General features: G+C 60.6%; 12 protein-coding genes. 10 read left to right on the top strand and 2 right to left on the bottom strand.

Annotation, left to right across the window (positions count from 1 at the left end; genetic code table 11):
- Positions 1 to 24: 24 nt before the first annotated feature.
- The gene (locus J4D25_RS25040) at positions 25 to 936 is read right to left on the bottom strand and encodes a LysR substrate-binding domain-containing protein (RefSeq protein WP_057712714.1); all 912 of its coding nucleotides are present in this window, start codon (positions 934 to 936) and stop codon (positions 25 to 27) included.
- A 180-nt stretch (positions 937 to 1,116) separates the two neighbouring features.
- Between J4D25_RS25040 and J4D25_RS25045 the strand changes: the two genes are divergently transcribed.
- From J4D25_RS25045 to J4D25_RS25080, 8 genes are all read left to right on the top strand, one after another.
- On the top strand, positions 1,117 to 2,541 hold the full coding sequence (locus J4D25_RS25045; protein ID WP_034152112.1) for an aspartate ammonia-lyase: 1,425 nt from the start codon (positions 1,117 to 1,119) through the stop codon (positions 2,539 to 2,541).
- A 532-nt stretch (positions 2,542 to 3,073) separates the two neighbouring features.
- Positions 3,074 to 4,525, top strand: coding sequence for a sodium:alanine symporter family protein (locus tag J4D25_RS25050; protein WP_057712713.1), 1,452 nt, complete (start codon positions 3,074 to 3,076; stop codon positions 4,523 to 4,525).
- A gap of 167 nt (positions 4,526 to 4,692) precedes the next feature.
- Positions 4,693 to 5,697: an asparaginase gene (locus J4D25_RS25055; RefSeq protein ID WP_057712712.1), complete on the top strand. Its 1,005-nt coding sequence runs from the start codon at positions 4,693 to 4,695 to the stop codon at positions 5,695 to 5,697.
- Positions 5,698 to 5,871: 174 nt separating this feature from the next.
- Positions 5,872 to 6,864, top strand: a complete 993-nt coding sequence (locus tag J4D25_RS25060; protein WP_057712711.1) for an AraC family transcriptional regulator — start codon at positions 5,872 to 5,874, stop codon at positions 6,862 to 6,864.
- Between the two features lie 269 nt (positions 6,865 to 7,133).
- A complete protein-coding gene (locus J4D25_RS25065; protein WP_057712710.1) occupies positions 7,134 to 8,165 on the top strand; it encodes a histone deacetylase family protein in 1,032 nt (343 codons plus the stop codon).
- An 11-nt stretch (positions 8,166 to 8,176) separates the two neighbouring features.
- Complete coding sequence (locus J4D25_RS25070; protein WP_057712709.1) at positions 8,177 to 9,277, top strand: polyamine ABC transporter substrate-binding protein; 1,101 nt, start codon at positions 8,177 to 8,179, stop codon at positions 9,275 to 9,277.
- 157 nt (positions 9,278 to 9,434) lie between these two features.
- A complete protein-coding gene (locus tag J4D25_RS25075; protein WP_057712708.1) occupies positions 9,435 to 14,018 on the top strand; it encodes a dermonecrotic toxin domain-containing protein in 4,584 nt (1,527 codons plus the stop codon).
- Between the two features lie 27 nt (positions 14,019 to 14,045).
- Positions 14,046 to 14,729, top strand: coding sequence for a hypothetical protein (locus tag J4D25_RS25080; protein ID WP_057712707.1), 684 nt, complete (start codon positions 14,046 to 14,048; stop codon positions 14,727 to 14,729).
- A 35-nt stretch (positions 14,730 to 14,764) separates the two neighbouring features.
- On the opposite strand, the gene J4D25_RS25085 is transcribed toward J4D25_RS25080, so the two are convergent.
- The gene (locus J4D25_RS25085; protein WP_057712706.1) at positions 14,765 to 16,318 is read right to left on the bottom strand and encodes a PLP-dependent aminotransferase family protein; all 1,554 of its coding nucleotides are present in this window, start codon (positions 16,316 to 16,318) and stop codon (positions 14,765 to 14,767) included.
- A 92-nt stretch (positions 16,319 to 16,410) separates the two neighbouring features.
- Between J4D25_RS25085 and J4D25_RS25090 the strand changes: the two genes are divergently transcribed.
- Positions 16,411 to 17,034, top strand: a complete 624-nt coding sequence (locus J4D25_RS25090; RefSeq protein ID WP_057712705.1) for an FMN-binding negative transcriptional regulator — start codon at positions 16,411 to 16,413, stop codon at positions 17,032 to 17,034.
- Positions 17,035 to 17,044: 10 nt separating this feature from the next.
- Positions 17,045 to 17,491, top strand: a complete 447-nt coding sequence (locus J4D25_RS25095; protein ID WP_057712704.1) for a GNAT family N-acetyltransferase — start codon at positions 17,045 to 17,047, stop codon at positions 17,489 to 17,491.
- Positions 17,492 to 17,497 lie beyond the last annotated feature (6 nt).

Raw genomic sequence — 17,497 nt, forward strand, 5'->3', positions numbered from 1 at the left:
ATTGGCCTTGATCACGCTTCGCCCTCAGGAAGCAGAACCCGCCGCTCCACCTTCCAGTTTGCGCCACAACAACCGCACATTGGCCTTGCGCACAAGGGCGCAGCGGTAGAGACGAATTTCCAGCGGCACATGCCATTGCGGCCCTCCGCAGACCACCAGTTCACCGCGCGCCAGTTCGGCACGCACGCTCAGTTGTGGCACCCAGGCAATGCCCAGGCCTTCAAGAGCCATGCTTTTCAGGCTGTCGGCCATCGCAGTTTCGTAGATGGTGGTGAAGCGCAGCGCCCGTTGGCGCAGCAACATGTTCACCGAACGACCGAGGAACGCACCAGCGCTGTAGGCCAACAGCGGCACGCTGCCCTCGCCTTCCAGATCGAACAGCGGCTTGCCATCGGCGTCTGCTGCGCAGACCGGCAGCATCTCGGTGTGGCCAAGGTGTAGCGAGGGGAAGATTTCGGGGTCCATCTGCATTGCCGCATCCGGGTCGTAGAACGCCAGCATCAGATCGCAGCCGCCTTCGCGCAAGGCATGCACGGCATCACCGACGTTGGTCGCCACCAGTCGCGTGGCGATGTTCAAACCTTCGTTGCGCAACTGCGCGATCCAGCGCGGAAAGAAACCGAGCGCCAGGGAGTGCGCGGCAGCGACCTGCATCACTTCGCCCTGCCCGCCCTCCAAGTGATGCAGATGGCGCAATACTTCGCCCAGCTGTTCGACCACGGTGCGCGCGGTGACCAGAAACAATTGCCCTGCCGCCGTCAGCTCCACCGGCGTGCGCGAACGGTTGACCAGGGTCAGCCCCAACGCGGCTTCAAGGCTGCGGATTCGCCGACTGAACGCCGGCTGCGTCACAAAACGCCGCTCGGCGGCCTGGGAGAAACTGCGGGTGGCGGCCAGGGCACTGAAGTCCTCCAGCCATTTGCTTTCCAGATTCATCACGTCCTCCCGGACACGCACCAATTTAGGTCACACGTTCGCCGTCAAGCCGGCGTCACACGGGCATTATGCCGAATGTGCATAGGCTAGTGCTTAACAGCATTGGCCCAAAATTCTACACAAGCCTAGCATTCACAGCGTTCCGGCACAGACCGGGTCCATATTGAGATGATTTCTATCATGTCCTCCGCTGCATCATTCCGCACAGAAAATGACCTGCTTGGCGCCCTCGAAGTACCGGCTCAAGCGTATTACGGTATCCAGACCCTGCGAGCGGTGAATAACTTCCGCCTTTCGGGCGTTCCGATTTCGCACTACCCGAAACTGGTTGTCGGTCTGGCCATGGTTAAACAGGCCGCTGCTGACGCCAACCGTGAGTTGGGTCACCTGAGCGAAGCCAAGCACGCCGCCATCAGCGAAGCCTGTGCCCGATTGATCCGCGGTGATTTCCACGAAGAGTTCGTGGTCGACATGATTCAAGGTGGCGCCGGTACCTCCACCAACATGAACGCCAACGAAGTGATCGCCAACGTTGCTCTGGAAGCAATGGGTCACCAGAAAGGCGAGTACCAGTACCTGCATCCGAACGACGACGTCAACATGGCGCAGTCGACCAACGACGCTTACCCAACGGCGATCCGTCTGGGTCTGCTGCTCGGTCACGACACCCTGCTGGCCAGCCTCGACAGCCTGATTCAGGCGTTTGCGGCCAAGGGCAAAGAATTCGATCACGTCCTGAAAATGGGCCGTACTCAACTGCAAGACGCCGTGCCAATGACCCTCGGCCAGGAATTCCGTGCCTTCGCCACCACCATGGGCGAAGACCTGGCCCGTCTGAAGACGCTGGCCCCGGAACTGCTGACTGAAGTGAACCTGGGTGGCACCGCGATCGGTACCGGCATCAACGCCGACCCACGTTATCAAGCACTGGCGGTACAGCGCCTGGCACTGATCAGCGGTCAACCGCTGGTGCCAGCGGCCGACCTGATCGAAGCGACTTCCGACATGGGCGCCTTCGTGCTGTTCTCCGGCATGCTCAAGCGCACCGCGGTCAAGCTGTCGAAGATCTGTAACGACCTGCGCCTGCTGTCCAGCGGCCCACGCACCGGCATCAACGAAATCAACCTGCCGGCGCGTCAGCCAGGCAGCTCGATCATGCCCGGCAAGGTCAACCCGGTCATCCCGGAAGCTGTGAACCAGGTAGCGTTCCAGGTCATCGGTAACGACTTGGCACTGACCATGGCAGCCGAAGGCGGCCAACTGCAGCTGAACGTGATGGAGCCGCTGATCGCCTTCAAGATCTTCGACTCGATCCGCCTGCTGCAACGTGCCATGGACATGCTGCGCGAGCACTGCATCGTCGGCATCACCGCCAACGAAGCACGCTGCCGTGAACTGGTCGAGCACTCGATCGGCCTGGTCACCGCGCTGAACCCGTACATCGGCTACAAAAATGCCACCCGTATCGCCGGCCTCGCCCTCGAAAGCGGCCGTGGCGTGCTGGAACTGGTGCGCGAAGAAGGTCTGCTCGACGAAGCCATGCTCGCCGACATCCTGCGCCCGGAAAACATGATTGCGCCGCGTCTGGTGCCTCTGAAGGCATAACCCGACGCATTACTTGTAGCACCGCTCACCAGGTCGAGGGACTAGACACCTCTCACCTTTTGAGGGCTTGGAGATCAATCTCCAGGCCCTTTTTTTTAACCATTTGCCAGTGAAAACCATATGTCTGGGGCCTGACCAATGTGGGAGCGGGCTTGCTCGCGAAGGCGGCGACACATTCAACAATGACGTATCTGATACACCGCTTTCGCGAGCAAGCCCGCTCCCACCAAGAGCAGTTCCCACATAGCCTGACAGCAAAAATGTCAGGTGTTTCAAAGGCTTCGTTTCACCGCACGCACCACAACCGTGCAGACGGACGGCACTGTCATCGGTATAGTGCCGCCCCTCTTCGCATGAGCGGTCGTCGGTAGCGAGGCCACAACCCATGCGAAACCCGAACTAATAACAAACCCGCGATATGAAACCGGGACGAACTTCGTACCGCCCATTGTGCCGTGCGCCAAGGGGTGTAACTCGATGTGTCTGTCCGGCCAGCATTGTTGCCTACACAAAAAACAGCGAGGAATAATCCATGCTCGAAGTCATTAACGACTTCCTCTCAGGGAAAGTACTGATCGTGCTCATTGTCGGGCTCGGTAGCTACTTCACGATCCGCTCGCGTTTCGTTCAATTGCGTCACTTCTTCCATATGTTCGCGGTGTTCCGCGACAGCCTCAAAAGCAGCGCCGGGCAACTGAGCTCGTTCCAGGCCCTGATGCTCAGCCTCGCCGGCCGCGTCGGTGCGGGCAACATCGCCGGTGTCGGCATTGCCGTGACCCTCGGTGGCCCAGGTGCGGTGTTCTGGATGTGGGTGACCGCGCTGGTCGGCATGTCCAGCAGTTTCTTCGAATGCTCCCTCGGCCAGCTCTACAAGCGCTGCGATTCCGAAGGCCAGTTCCGCGGTGGCCCGTCCTATTACATCCAGCACGGTTTGCAAAAACGCTGGTTGGGCATGCTGATGGCGTTCCTGTTGCTGGTGACGTTCGGCTTCGCCTTCAACGGCCTGCAAGCCCACGCTGTGACGCACTCGCTGAACAACGCGTTCGGCCTCGACACCACTTACACCGGCATCGGCCTGGCCGTACTGCTGGGCCTGGTGTTCATCGGCGGGATCAAGCGCATCGCCAAGGTCGCCGACCTGTTGGTGCCGGTGAAAACCCTGGTGTACATCGGCGTGACCATCTACGTGATCGTACTGCAGTTCGACCAGGTGCCGGGCATGCTGATGACCATCGTCAAGAGCGCCTTCGGTCTGGACCAGGCCTTCGGCGGCCTGATCGGCAGCGCCATTATCATGGGCGTGAAGCGTGGCGTGTTCGCCAACGAAGCAGGCCTGGGCAGTGCGCCTAACGTGGCGGCGGTTGCGGCGGTCGAACACCCGGTGGCGCAAGGCGTGGTCCAGGCGTTCAGCGTGTTCCTCGATACCTTCGTGATCTGCACCTGCACCGCGTTGCTGATTCTGCTCTCCGGTTTCTACACCCCAGGCTTCGAAGGCGACGGCATTGCCCTGACCCAGAACTCGCTGGCCGCCGTGGTCGGTGACTGGGGCCGGATGTTCATCTCCGTAGCCCTGGCGTTGTTCGTGTTCACCTCGATCCTCTACAACTACTACCTGGGTGAGAACAACCTGCGCTTTTTGATCGGTGAAAACCGCAAAGCGCTGATGGGCTATCGCGCGCTGGTACTGGTGCTGATTTTCTGGGGCGCCATCGAAAACCTCGGCACCGTGTTCGCTTTCGCCGACATCACCATGACCATGCTCGCGTTCGTCAACCTGATCGCGCTCTTCCTGCTGTTCAAGGTCGGCATGCGCATCCTGCGTGACTACGATGACCAACGCGCCGCCGGGATCAAGACTCCGGTGTTCGACTCCGCCAAGTTCCCGGATCTGGATCTGGATCGCCAGGCGTGGCCGGCCAACCCGCCTGCCGCTGTCGGCAAGACTGAAGTTGAGCCGCAAGGCGTACCCGCAGCGCAACGCTGACAGGTAAATGACGGGCGCATCGCGTGCGCCCGTCAGTTAAAGTTCGAAAAACTGTGGGAGCGAGCTTGCTCGCGATGGCGCACTGTCAGTCAACATAGCGATGTCTGACATACCGCTATCGCGAGCAAGCTCGCTCCCACAGGAACTCTTCCTTTCGGAGAATCTTCATGAATTCGTCGACCTACCCCGCCGCTCAGCACGTCATGGTGCTTTACACCGGCGGCACCATCGGTATGCAGGCCAGCGCCAACGGCCTGGCCCCGGCGTCCGGCTTCGAAGCGCGGATGCGTGACTATCTGCACAGCCAGCCTGAGCTGGTGGTTCCGCAATGGCGTTTCCGTGAAATGTCGCCGCTGATCGACAGTGCCAACATGACCCCGACGTACTGGCAGCAGTTGCGTGAAGCAGTGGTCGATGCGGTGGATGTTCAGGGCTGCGACAGCGTGCTGATCCTGCATGGCACCGACACCCTGGCCTACAGCGCGGCCGCGATGAGTTTCCAGTTGCTCGGCCTGCATGCCCGCGTGTGTTTCACCGGCTCGATGCTGCCGGCAGGTGTAACGGACAGCGACGCCTGGGAAAACCTCGGCGGCGCGCTGGTTGCGATGGGCCAAGGCCTGGCGCCGGGCGTGCATCTGTACTTCCATGGCGAACTGCTGGACCCGACCCGTTGCGCCAAGGTGCGCAGTTTTGGCCGTCATCCCTTCAAGCGACTGGTGCGTCAGGGCGGCGGTGTGAAAGCGGCCTCGATTCCGGCACAACTGAACTACAACCAGCCGAAGCAATTGGCGAAGGTCGCGGTATTGCCGCTGTTTCCCGGCATTAGCGCCGAGGTGCTGGATGGTTTGCTCGACAGCGGCATTCAAGGTCTGGTGCTGGAGTGCTACGGCAGCGGCACCGGGCCGAGCGACAATCCAGAGTTCCTCGCCAGCCTCGGCCGTGCACGGGACAACGGCGTGGTGGTGGTTGCCGTTACCCAATGCCATGAAGGTGGCGTGAAGCTCGACGTGTATGAGGCAGGCAGCCGCCTGCGTGGTGTTGGCGTGCTGTCCGGTGGCGGCATGACCCGTGAGGCGGCGTTTGGCAAGTTGCATGGCTTGCTGGGAGCCGGACTCGAAGCTGCCGAGGTTCGCCGTCTCGTTGAACTCGACCTCTGCGGCGAATTGAGCTGACACACCACACCACGTGTAGGAGCGAGCTCGCTCGCGATGGTCGTTAACGATAACGCCGGGAGCCTGACACCCCGCGGCGCTCTCAGGCTTTTCGCGAGCGGGCTCGCTCCTACAGTTTCCAGCGCTCGGCATATAACTTGCTGTGTTCCAGCTATCCCAAGGCTGGAAGTCCTTATGCTCCACTCCCACCTCACCACCCTCAATGCCGTCTCCCTGGTACTCGATGCCTTCAAGGCACAAGGCTTGTCCAGCGAAGCACTGCTGGCCGGAAGCGGCATCAGTGCGGCGGATCTGAACCGTGCCGACACGCGCATCACCACCAATCAGGAAATGCAGGTCTGCGCCAACGCTGTCGCGCTCAAGCGTGACATCGGCCTGGAACTGGGCCGGCGGATGCACGTCTCCTGCTACGGCATGCTCGGTTACGCCCTGCTCACCAGTGCCACCTTCGGTGACGCTTTGCGTCTGGCAATGCGCTATCCGGCGCTGCTGGGAACACTTTTCGAACTGAGCCTTGAAGACGATGGCGAGCGCATCTGGTTCGCCGCCGCCGATTACCGCGAGAGCCCCGCCATGGCGGTGTTCAATGCCGAGTTCTGCCTGGTGTCGCTGAAAGTCACCTGCGACGACCTGCTCGGCCATCCCCTGCCCTTGCTCGGCGCACGCTTCGAACATGCCGCGCCCGACTACGAAGCAACCTACGCCGAACACTTCAACTGCCCAGTGCACTTCGGAGCACGCAACAACGCCTTCGCTTTCGACAAGCGCTGGCTCGACCAACCATTGCCGCTGGCCGATGTCATCACCCATCAAGCCATGGCCGAACGCTGCCGCAAACAGAACATCGAGTTCACCGGGCGACAGGCCTGGTTGGGACGGATCCGCCAATTGCTCAGCGCGCAACTGAATGCCGCGCCCGGGCTGGAGGGGCTGGCCGAGCAAATGAACTGTTCGGCGCGGACCTTGCGCCGGCATCTCAAGGACATGGGTTGCAGCTACCAGGAGCTGCTCGACGAACTGCGCTTCGAGCAGGCCAAGCAAATGCTTTGCGAGGATCAATTGCCGATCTATCAGATTGCCGAAGCGTTGGGCTTCAGCGAGACCGCGAGTTTTCGCCATGCCTTTGTGCGCTGGAGTGGTGTGGCGCCGAGTCAGTTCCGGCCCTGAGGGCTGTAGTGACCGATCTGCCGCCATCGCGAGCAAGCTCGCTCCCACAAGGGGTATGCGTCTTACACAAAAATCGCGAGCACTGAGGCTCACCTGTGGGAGCGAGCTTGCTCGCGAAGGCGGCCGCGAGAGCTCCGCATTATCAAGGGGCGAATTTCGGTCAAATGTTTTGGCCATATCGATCCCCTTTTGGCCTTTCCTGCCGTTCTCCGATTCGCCGTGCGCCGCAACACTGGGGGCAACCGAATCAGCCCTGCGGAGAACAACAAATGCTGACGATCTACTCTGACGATCACCACCTGCACCATGGCCGCTGCGAACTCATCGACGGCCAGCTCAAGCCGTGCTTCGAGATGCCATCGCGCGCCGATCATGTGCTGCAACGCGTGCAGAACCAGAACCTTGGCCCAGTCGAAGCGCCAAAGGATTTCGGTCTTGAGCCCATCGCGCGCATTCACAGCCGCGACTACCTCAACTTCTTCAAAGGTGCCTGGGCACGCTGGACCGAGTTCAACACCGACGGTGACCTGCTGCCCTACACCTGGCCTGCACGCACCTTGCGCCCGATCAAACCGACCAGCCTGCACGGCCAACTCGGCTATTACAGCTTCGACGGCGGCGCCCCGATCACCGCCGGCACCTGGCAAGCGGCGTACAGCGCAGCACAAGTCGCGCTCACCGCCCAAGCTGAAATCCAGCGCGGCGCCCGTTCTGCTTTCGCCCTGTGCCGTCCACCGGGACACCACGCCGCCAGCGATTTGATGGGTGGTTATTGCTACCTCAACAACGCCGCCATCGCGGCCCAGGCGTTCCTCGATCAGGGCCACAAAAAAGTCGCGATCCTCGACGTCGATTACCACCACGGCAACGGCACCCAGTCGATTTTCTACGAGCGAAGCGATGTGCTGTTCACCTCGATCCACGGTCACCCGGAAGCCGAGTTTCCGTTCTTTCTCGGCTATGAAGACGAGCTGGGCGAAGGTGCCGGCGAAGGCTTCAACTTCAACTATCCGCTGGCCGCTGGCTCGGGCTGGGACACCTGGAGTGCGGCGCTGGAGCAGGCCTGCAAAGAGATCGACAACTACGGTGCCGACATCATCGTCGTGTCCCTGGGCGTCGACACCTTCAAGGACGATCCGATCTCGCAATTCAAACTCGACAGCCCGGACTATCTGGCCATGGGCAAGCGCATCGCCGGCCTCGGCAAGCCAACGCTGTTCGTGATGGAAGGCGGTTATGCGGTGGAAGAAATCGGCATCAACGCCGTGAACGTACTCGAAGGCTTTGAAAGCGCTCAGTGAGGAAAACAACAATGAACAGACTCAAGCGCTTTATCGCTCCCGCGCTGTGCGCCACGCTGCTCGGTGGTGCCGTGCACGCTGAAGAACGCACGCTGCGCGTCTACAACTGGTTCGACTACATCACCCCCAAGGCCCTGGAAGACTTCAAGGCTCAGAACACCCAGACCAAACTGGTCTACGACATCTTCGACACCAACGAAGCACTGGAAGCCAAGCTGCTGACCGGCAACTCCGGCTACGACGTGGTGGTGCCGTCCAACGTGTTCCTCGCCAAGCAAATCGAAGCCGGCGTATTCCAGCCCCTGGACCGCAGCAAGCTGCCGAACTGGAACCACCTCGATCCCAAGCTGATGAAGCTGATCGAAGCCAACGACCCGGGCAACAAATTTGCCGTGCCGTACATGTACGGGACCATCCTGATCGGCTTCAACCCGGACAAGGTCAAGGCAGCCCTGGGCGCCGACGCGCCGGTAGACAGCTGGGACCTGATCTTCAAAGAAGAGAACATCAGCAAGCTCAAGCAGTGCGGTGTCGCCCTGCTCGACTCGCCCTCGGAGATCCTGCCGCTGGCCCTGCAACACCTCGGGCTGGACCCCAACAGCAAGAAGCCTGCGGACTATGACAAGGCTGAAGCACTGCTGATGAAGATCCGTCCGTACATCACCTACTTCCACTCGTCCAAGTACATGGCTGACATTGCCAACGGTGACATCTGTGTCGCAGTCGGCTATTCCGGCAGCTTCTCGCAAGCCGCCAATCGCGCCAAGGAAGCCAAGAATGGGGTGGTCGTCGACATGCGTTTGCCGAAGGAAGGCGCGCCGATCTGGTTCGACATGCTGGCGATTCCGAAGGGGGCGAAAAACCCCGAAGACGCCTACACCTTCATCAACTACCTGCTACAGCCGCAGGTGATTGCACCGGTCAGTGACTTTGTCGGTTACCCGAACCCGAACAAGGACGCCACGGAACTGGTCGACCCGGCAATCCGCAACAACCCGAACCTGTACCCGACCGATGCGGCGATGGGTACGCTCTACACCCTGCAACCGCTGCCGCGCGATGCCGAGCGCGCGCGGACCCGGGCCTGGACCAAGATCAAGTCGGGCACCTGATAGCCGACGCGGGTTTATCCTGACCTGCGCTTGCGCAGGTCTTTTTTTTGCCCGCGATATTTATTTACCGCCAACGCCGCTATACCCGTCGCTACTTTGCAATGGACCGCGCACCGAACCTTCCACGGTGCCTGCTACCCTCACAAAGGATGTGACCATGACAAGTACCTCCAGCCCTTCGTCTGAAACCAGCCTCCCCTCTGATCAAGATGCCCTTCTCACCCAATTGGTAACCGGCCCCTCGATCAGGGAAGTCGCCACACATGCGCTGCAACCAGCCCTGAAAGCGCTGTACCCGAATTTGCAAATCGATCCCCGCCTGGCCATGGTGGTGACGCCGACCTGGATCTTGCACAATGGCAGTGTCGAGCCTGGGTCAAGGCGCTTCGAGTCACTGACAGACGCACTGGTGCGCCATGGCGTAGCGCGAACGCCCGTGGTCTACCTCGACGGCGAGCACTACCTAACGTTGCAACCCCAGGTGCAGACACCGGCGCAACTGCCCGTCAGCATCGATGCCATCGGGCGCCTGCTCAATGAGTTGGCGCCACTGCTGTTTGTCGCGTTTCAAGAGCAACAAGTCGATTACTGGAACCAGTTCACCCGCGCATCGGCTCCACGCTGGCAGGCACTGTCCAAATCCTTGCGCGACCTATGGAACATCGAAGCCAACCCGGACTGGGACAGCGACCAGCACGCCATGGCCGGCAAGCTTTTCGCCTACCCGGACAAAAACGCACGTCGTGCGCATGACCCTTATCAGTCACGCGCCTGCCTGATTGACCTGGACGGCCAAAGCGGCGCGGCTTCGACGCACATTAACATCGTCGACACGGCGGTACTGATCGGGACGCTGGGTAGCCGTACTCTGGTTCTCACTCACACCATCACCCGTGGCTTCCAGGCGTTTGACTCCTTGCAGGAACTGGGCGCGTCGTTGCTGGCGGACACCGATGGGCAAGTACCGGGAAATGTCCTGCATTGGCGCCTGATCGAACCGCCGGGCAATTATTTCGACCGCCTGGCGTGCAACCTGATAGCCCTGCAGGCCGATGCAATCGGTGCGCTGGCCAACGAACCCGCGGCGGCAAACCCGGACCTGGCGCCCCACGTCAGCCGTACGACCAACGAGCTCGACCCGACGGACAAACAGTCATCCTCGCGATTCAATCAGGTCGAGCAATCGCTGCCAGACTGGATGGCCGATGCGTCATCCACCGATCTCACCGCTTACAGCCGTCATCTGATGGATCTGGTGACGGTGCGCAATCAGAACGCCGGGAAGTCCTTTCTGGACGGGCTCAAACCGATCCGCGAATTTGCGCTGGATCGACTGCGCGAAGCCATGCTCGCGCAACATGCCGATGCCGCACATCTGAACCTGGCGGACATCGAAATCGTGGTCGACAGCGTGGTGGTCTGGGGCAGCTTTGTGCCAACGGTGGACCCTGAGCGCACCACCCTGAGCCTGGTCGACCTGGCGCTGCAAAACCTGATTGCCCTGCCGCAAGGCAACAAATTCGTACGCAGTTCCAGCGCCGCCGCGCTGCCGCAGTGGATGACGGTGAGCTATCTGGAGGAGCTGATTACACGCGTCGACATCGGCCAGCACTACCCGGCGCTGATCAAAAGCAAGCTGCTCGCCGAACCCGTGGACAGCCTGCGGCGTCAGAACCTGTTCACCAGCCATTTGCGCGTCGAGTTACCGCTGCTGGCCTTACAGCTGAAGATTCGCAAGCAGCACGGCATCGACGAGACCGGTTACCGCTATGTCGCCGCCGTGGTGCAAGTGCTCGACGCCAATCGCTGGGTGGATGGCCAGGAGATCGTGATTCGCCCACTGGCATTCGCGCCCGGCTGGCGCATCGGTGGCGCCACCGATGAAGTGACCAACATGTTCGTGATCGGGCCCCGCCAGATGGACAAGGGGCCTTGCCTGCTTTACCGGCCAATGCTTGAACAACCGCTGAGCCAGTATCCAACGCCGGCCAACCTGGTCTACACCATCAAACACTCGCCGACGTTGCGCCAGTCCGTACTCGCCTGGCTGCCGGACGGTGCCCGCGCCAACTATGCCAACTATGTGTTCACCGGTGACCGACCTTCGGTCTGGAGCATTTCTCAACTGCTGGGCGACCCGCTGACCTCCCTGCAAATGAGCGGCCCGATTTCCCTCGGCTCGCGGGTTCTCAGCGGCAATTACCTGGCCGTCCTGTACAAGGCCAACGTCAATGCGCTGGTCGAACTGGCGCAACGGCAATCGCTGTCCAACGCGCAAAATCGCTGGGCGACTTTCAAGCGTACAGCCTGGACGCTGCTCAATGCGGCGCTGCCCTTTCTTGGTCGAACCGTCGGGACGGCCGCCTGGATCTGGCAAGTGCTGGATGACTTGCAGCAAACCCTCGATGCTGCCGACAGTGGCGACCATCAGCAGCAGAAATCCGCCATGACCGACCTGTTGCTGACCCTGGCCATGGTGCTTGCCCATCACGCCAGTACGCGTAATCCGCCTGCGCGCAGGGTCCAGGAAAAGCCCATTGCAAAAGCGATCGAGCAACAGGAAAAACCGGCCCGACAACCTGTGACCGTCGTGCAATTACCCGACATCGTCAGCGAGCCCCCTCCTGTGCAACATCGCCAGACAGTGGCAACCGATGCGGCCTTGGACCTGACAAAAACCCTGGATCAGTTCAAGGTCACTCCACCCGAACAGCTCACACCGCCCGATAGTGGCAACGGCGTCTATCGCCACCTCTACCGAAAAGAAAAGAGCTTTTATGCGCCGGTGGGCGAGCGCTGGTTCGAGGTGGCCGTCGAGGACACGGGCGAAGTGTCGATCATCGACTCTCGACAGCAGCCCGTGCGCAGCGGTCCGGCACTGATCAGCAACCAACGCGGTGACTGGTTCGTCGACACGCGCCTGCGCCTGCGCGGCGGCGGTCTGTCGAGCCGACGCAAGGCACTGAAGCAACAAAACCGTGCACGCATCGCCGAACTCAAGAAGCAACTGGCCGAGTTTGACAATGAACGCGAGCGGGCACGTACAGAGCTGACGGACGCCCACAACGCCATGAAAAAATCAGTCGGTGACGAAGCACTGTCGGCCGCGCAAACGCAGTTCCTCGAGAAGCTCGAGCGCCGTACCCAAGAATACGCCGCCCCTATCGAGCAGTTGAAGTCGCTGAACCTGCTCGAAACGGTGCCCAACTACCGAACCGCCATGGTCGAGATGCTCGGCACTCAATTGTTCTTCAACCAGACGTGGCTCGATCAGCACAATGCAACGTTTACGCAGACCTTGAGGGAAACCCTGGCGCTGCTCGATGCCGAGGAAACGACAGGCGGGAACGGTAATTCTGCAACCTACCGGAAAATGGTCGACCTGACCGAGGGTGTGATCGGCAAAATAGAGTTTGCCCAATCGCGGCTCCATGACTTGAGTCGACTCGGTAGAAATGCTGCTGAAGTGGCCAGTACCTACCGGGCAAAACTGCCCGCTTTCAGTGTTAACGATCTCAAGGCGCTCCAGGTTTCGCTGGCTCGCGACGTCTGCTTGAAAGAAGGAAACAGTGCCGCGCTGATCGACGCCCGGGGCGCATTCGAGCGCTTGCTCGATACCACCAACCTGGTCATACAGACCTCGCAAGAACTGATGCTGCAAAACAGTGCCTGGGCGGCAGGCGAACGTATCGAAGGCCTCAACGGCATGCTCGAACAGTTTGCCGCTATCGACCAGGCCTTTGAAGACTTCAGCCTCACCCACAAGGACGCGGTTCTGGAGCAACCGTTCAAACACGTACGTACACGGATCAGTGAATTCCAGCAGGACACCGAAGCCAATCTGGCGCAACTGCTGCGCGAACAACGGCCGGTAGAACCCCGACCCGGTCCGTCAAAGCCCGCATCGGCATCGCGTAAACGGGTGGTCAAGACACGCTTCAAGGGTACGGTTGTGGGCGAAGTGCGTCCCTCTGCATCGGGAGAGCCGGTCCTGCTGGATGTGAAATCGCCCTTGACCGGCAAAGTGATCGCCACCTTTCACGAAAAATCACCCGGCGTCTGGATTGAGCGCGTGCAACCCAGACGTCGCCGCCCTGCGGTACAAATACCGGACCTCGCCACACAAATCACTCAGGGTCAGGAGCTGCTCGATGGCGTGGAAAGCTTCATCCAGAAAACCGAAGCGAGCGCAAAAAAAGCCGGCCGCATCCCGGTGGAAATCGAAGAGTTGTTCCAGCATAAAGCCGAACAGATCGACAAAAGCGCGAAGACACTCGAGCAAACCCTGACCGCTTCGAATACGACCGTCGCTGCGACAACACTGGGCGCGGCCTTGAACACGGCACGTGTTCGACTGTACGCCGAGGGCTACCGGATTCGCGTCCAGATGATCAAGCAACAGCCGCCCACGGCCGCCCGCATCGAATGGCTATCAAGCAAAAATGAAATCGATGTCGTGCGCAGTGGTGAACGACGCCGACTCAAAGGCCCGCGCAAGGATTACCTGCAGGAGTACGAAATTCGCGAGCGAGGCACCGGGCAACCGTTGTGGTACGCCCATTTTCACTACGCCGCTTCTGATACGCCTGTCGAGGCGTTTACCGCCGCCCATTTGAAACTGCGTGATCAACGGATGATGGCCGGAGGGAGCGACCTTAATTCCGCTTCCAGCAGCCAGGTGATCGCCATCTATCGCAGCGCGATCAGCCCGCAACTGGCGCGCTCACTGTTCTTTTCGTAAGCCGCCACGTCAAAAAGGAAAATGACGATGACAGACCACCCAGAGAATACCCAAACCCCCGGCTTGCTAAAAAAGAGCCAAGTGAGTTACCAGACCAACAGGGGTCCCACTGTCGATAGCGTCGCCGCGCTGTTACTGCGCCAAGCGCTGAAGGTGCTGCAACCCGAGCGCGAGATCGGCCCCCGACCAAACCATGATCGGCACGCCTCAATGGCGGGTCCGCGACGGCACGCTCGTGGCCATGCCCACACAGTTCGAGTCGCTGACCCAGGCGCTGGTCCGAGCTCGGAGCTCAATGGTGCCGCCGTCCAGCTACGCGCTCAAGGCATCGGTATTCGCGCCAGCCTGCTCAAGGATCGACAGCCCCGACAGGCGTACTTGCAGTGGCTGCTGGACAACGACCAGCTCCGTATCGTCCGCAACGAACAGGGACGAATCAAGACCAAAAAACGCAGGGATTATTTCCAGGAGTACCAGGTGCTAGACACCACCAACAAGGATCAGCCTCTGCGGCTTGCGCACTTTCACTACGATTCGCTTGATGCGCCGATGGAGCAGTTCACGGCGGCGCACCTGAAAATCGCCGAAGCGCATCTGCAGCAGTTCACGACCGAACGCCGCCAGGTACTCACGACTCTGGCGCCAATCGACTACGTGCTGCGGCGTATCAGCGACCCGAATCTGTTCCTCAAACTCGAAACTCAACCCTGATGAACGACTGCGGGCGGACTGCTGGTCCGCCCGCTTCATCGAGCGCGCCACGCCTCTCGCAATCGCTCCAGCGCCGCCTCGACCGACTTTTCGGGCACCGCCGCAAAGCCCAGTACCAACCCGGCGCGTTGATCGAAGGGCGTGGTGGATTCCGGCAGCCAATAGCTGCTCAAACCGTTGATCTCGACATCGACACTGCGCGCCAATTCGATCAGTTCCTGTTCGCGCGCCACGCTTTCGACTGACACGGTCATGTGCAGCCCGGCAGCGACTGTGGGCAACGAGCCAACGCCGGGGATATCCAGCGGCCAACCACTGAGCAGCGTATTGCGCCGACTCAGTGCCGCACGGCGCATGCGGCGGATATGCCGCTGGAAGTGTCCGGCCGCCATGAACTCGGCCATGACTGCCTGCGTGCTGACCTCGGAGTGGCGCACATCCACGGCACGACGCTGGGAAAACGCGTCCACCAGCCCCATTGGCAGCACCAGATAACCGAGACGCAACGCCGGAAAGGCGACCTTGCCGAACGTGCCGACATACAACACTCGCCCGTGACGATCGAGTGCCGCCAAAGGCGCCAATGGCGCACCGCTGTAGCGGTACTCGCCATCGTAATCATCCTCGACGATCCAGCCTTGGGTGCGCTCGGCCCAGGCCAGCAACTCCAGACGGCGAGCGAGGCTCATCACCACGCCAGTCGGGTATTGATGTGACGGCGTGACATAGGTCAGGCGGCAATCACTGAGCCCCGCCAGCTCACCGCAGTCGATGCCCTCGCTATCCACCGCTACCCCGTGCAAGCGCGCCCCGGCCACGGCGAAGGCATGACCCGCCGCACGGTAGCCCGGATTTTCGATCGCCACCCCATCGCCCGGCTCCACCAGTAGCTGTGCACAAAGGCTGATTCCCTGCTGCGCACCACTGGTGATCACAATTTGTTCAGCCGTGCACTGCATGCCCCGCGAGCTGCGTAGATACGCCGCGATCATCCCCCGCAAGCGCGCATCACCTGCAGGGTCGCCGTAGCACAGCTGCTGGAAATCCGGTTTACGCCAGAAAGCCGCATTCAGCTTGGCCCAGACCTCGAACGGAAACAGATCGAACGCCGGAACACCAACCCGAAAAGCCTTGGGCGGACCACTGGGCGGCATGGGTAAATGGTTCTTTTCGACGCGAGTCAATGCACCACTGTGGATAACTTTGCTGGATGAATCCACAGGTAAATCGAGCCAATTTGTGGATAAGGTTGTGGGTAACCCTGTTGAAAACCCTGTGGATACTTTTGTGGATAGTTTTTTTGCCGGCACGGTTGCCTGGGGCAGTTGCGCGACATAAGTCCCATCGCCTACCCGCCCTTCGATAAACCCTTCGGCGTACAACTGATCATAAGCGCGCACCACGCTGTTACGGGAAATCGCCAGCGCGGCTGCCAGATCACGACTGGCAGGCAGACGCGTACCGCTGGCCAGTCGCCCGTCCAACACACGCGTGCGCAATGCCTGGTAGAGCTGACGACTCAGCCCCTGGCGACGATCAAGTTCGATACCTGCCGGGTTGAAGGTCAGGGACAGTGGTTCGCTAGTCATCACAATGGACCTATGAAATTGGTCATTAATGGCTCTTACAACAGACCAATAGCCTGCCTAGGATGCAGACATTCGCCAAGGAAAATATCTCCATGTACACGCCACGTGCTTTTGCCATCGACGAGTTGTCCCAACTGCATGAACTGATCCTCGCCACCCGTCTCGCCATATTGGTGACCCACGGTGAAAGCGGCCTGCAAGCCAGCCATGTACCGGTGCTGCTGCATTGCGAGCAAGGCTCGAACGGCACGTTGTACGGGCATCTGGCCAAAGCCAATCCACAGTGGAAAGACCTGCGCGACGGCGCCGAAGCCCTGCTGATTTTTGCCGGTGCCGACGCCTACGTCAGCCCTGGCTTCTACCCGAGCAAGGCCGAACACGGCAAAGTCGTGCCAACCTGGAACTATGTCGCCGTACACGCCTATGGCCGAGCCGAAACCTTCAGTGATGGCGGGCGGCTGCTCGACATCGTCAGCACCCTCACCGATCGTCATGAAGCTGGCCGCGCCCAACCGTGGTCAGTGGCCGATGCCCCCGCCGATTACATCGACGGCATGCTCAAAGCCATCGTCGGTTTCGCCATTCCCATCGACCGTCTGGAAGGCAAGCGCAAGCTCAGCCAGAACCGCAGCCCCGCCGACATCGCCGGCGTGCGCAAAGGCCTGGCCGCCAGCCCCGACGTCAACGACCAAACCCTCGCCCAATTGATGCGCTAAGGAAATCACCATGAGTCAGATCGACATTCGCCAAGTCACCGCCGGTGATCACGCGGCATGGTTGCCGCTGTGGCACGCCTACCTGCGCTTCTACAACACTGAACTTGCGGATACCGTCACTCAAAGCACCTGGCAGCGCATGCTCGACCCGAGCGAACCGACCCACGCCGCCCTCGCCTGGGCCGATGACAAAGCGGTGGGGATGGTGCACTTCATCTACCATCGTTCGAACTGGGCCATCGAAAACTCCTGCTACCTGCAAGACTTGTTGGTGGTCCCGCAAACCCGTGGTACCGGCGTCGGCCGCCAGTTGATCGAGTTCGTCTACACCACAGCCAAGGCCGACGGTTGCAACAAGGTCCACTGGCTGACCCACGAAACCAATGCCACCGCGATCCAGCTCTACGAGCGCATCGCCGAACGCCCCGGTTTCATCCAGTTTCGCAAAGCCATATAGGTTCAA

Source organism: Pseudomonas sp. GW456-L13 (assembly GCF_017350115.1).
Lineage (GTDB): Bacteria > Pseudomonadota > Gammaproteobacteria > Pseudomonadales > Pseudomonadaceae > Aquipseudomonas > Aquipseudomonas jessenii.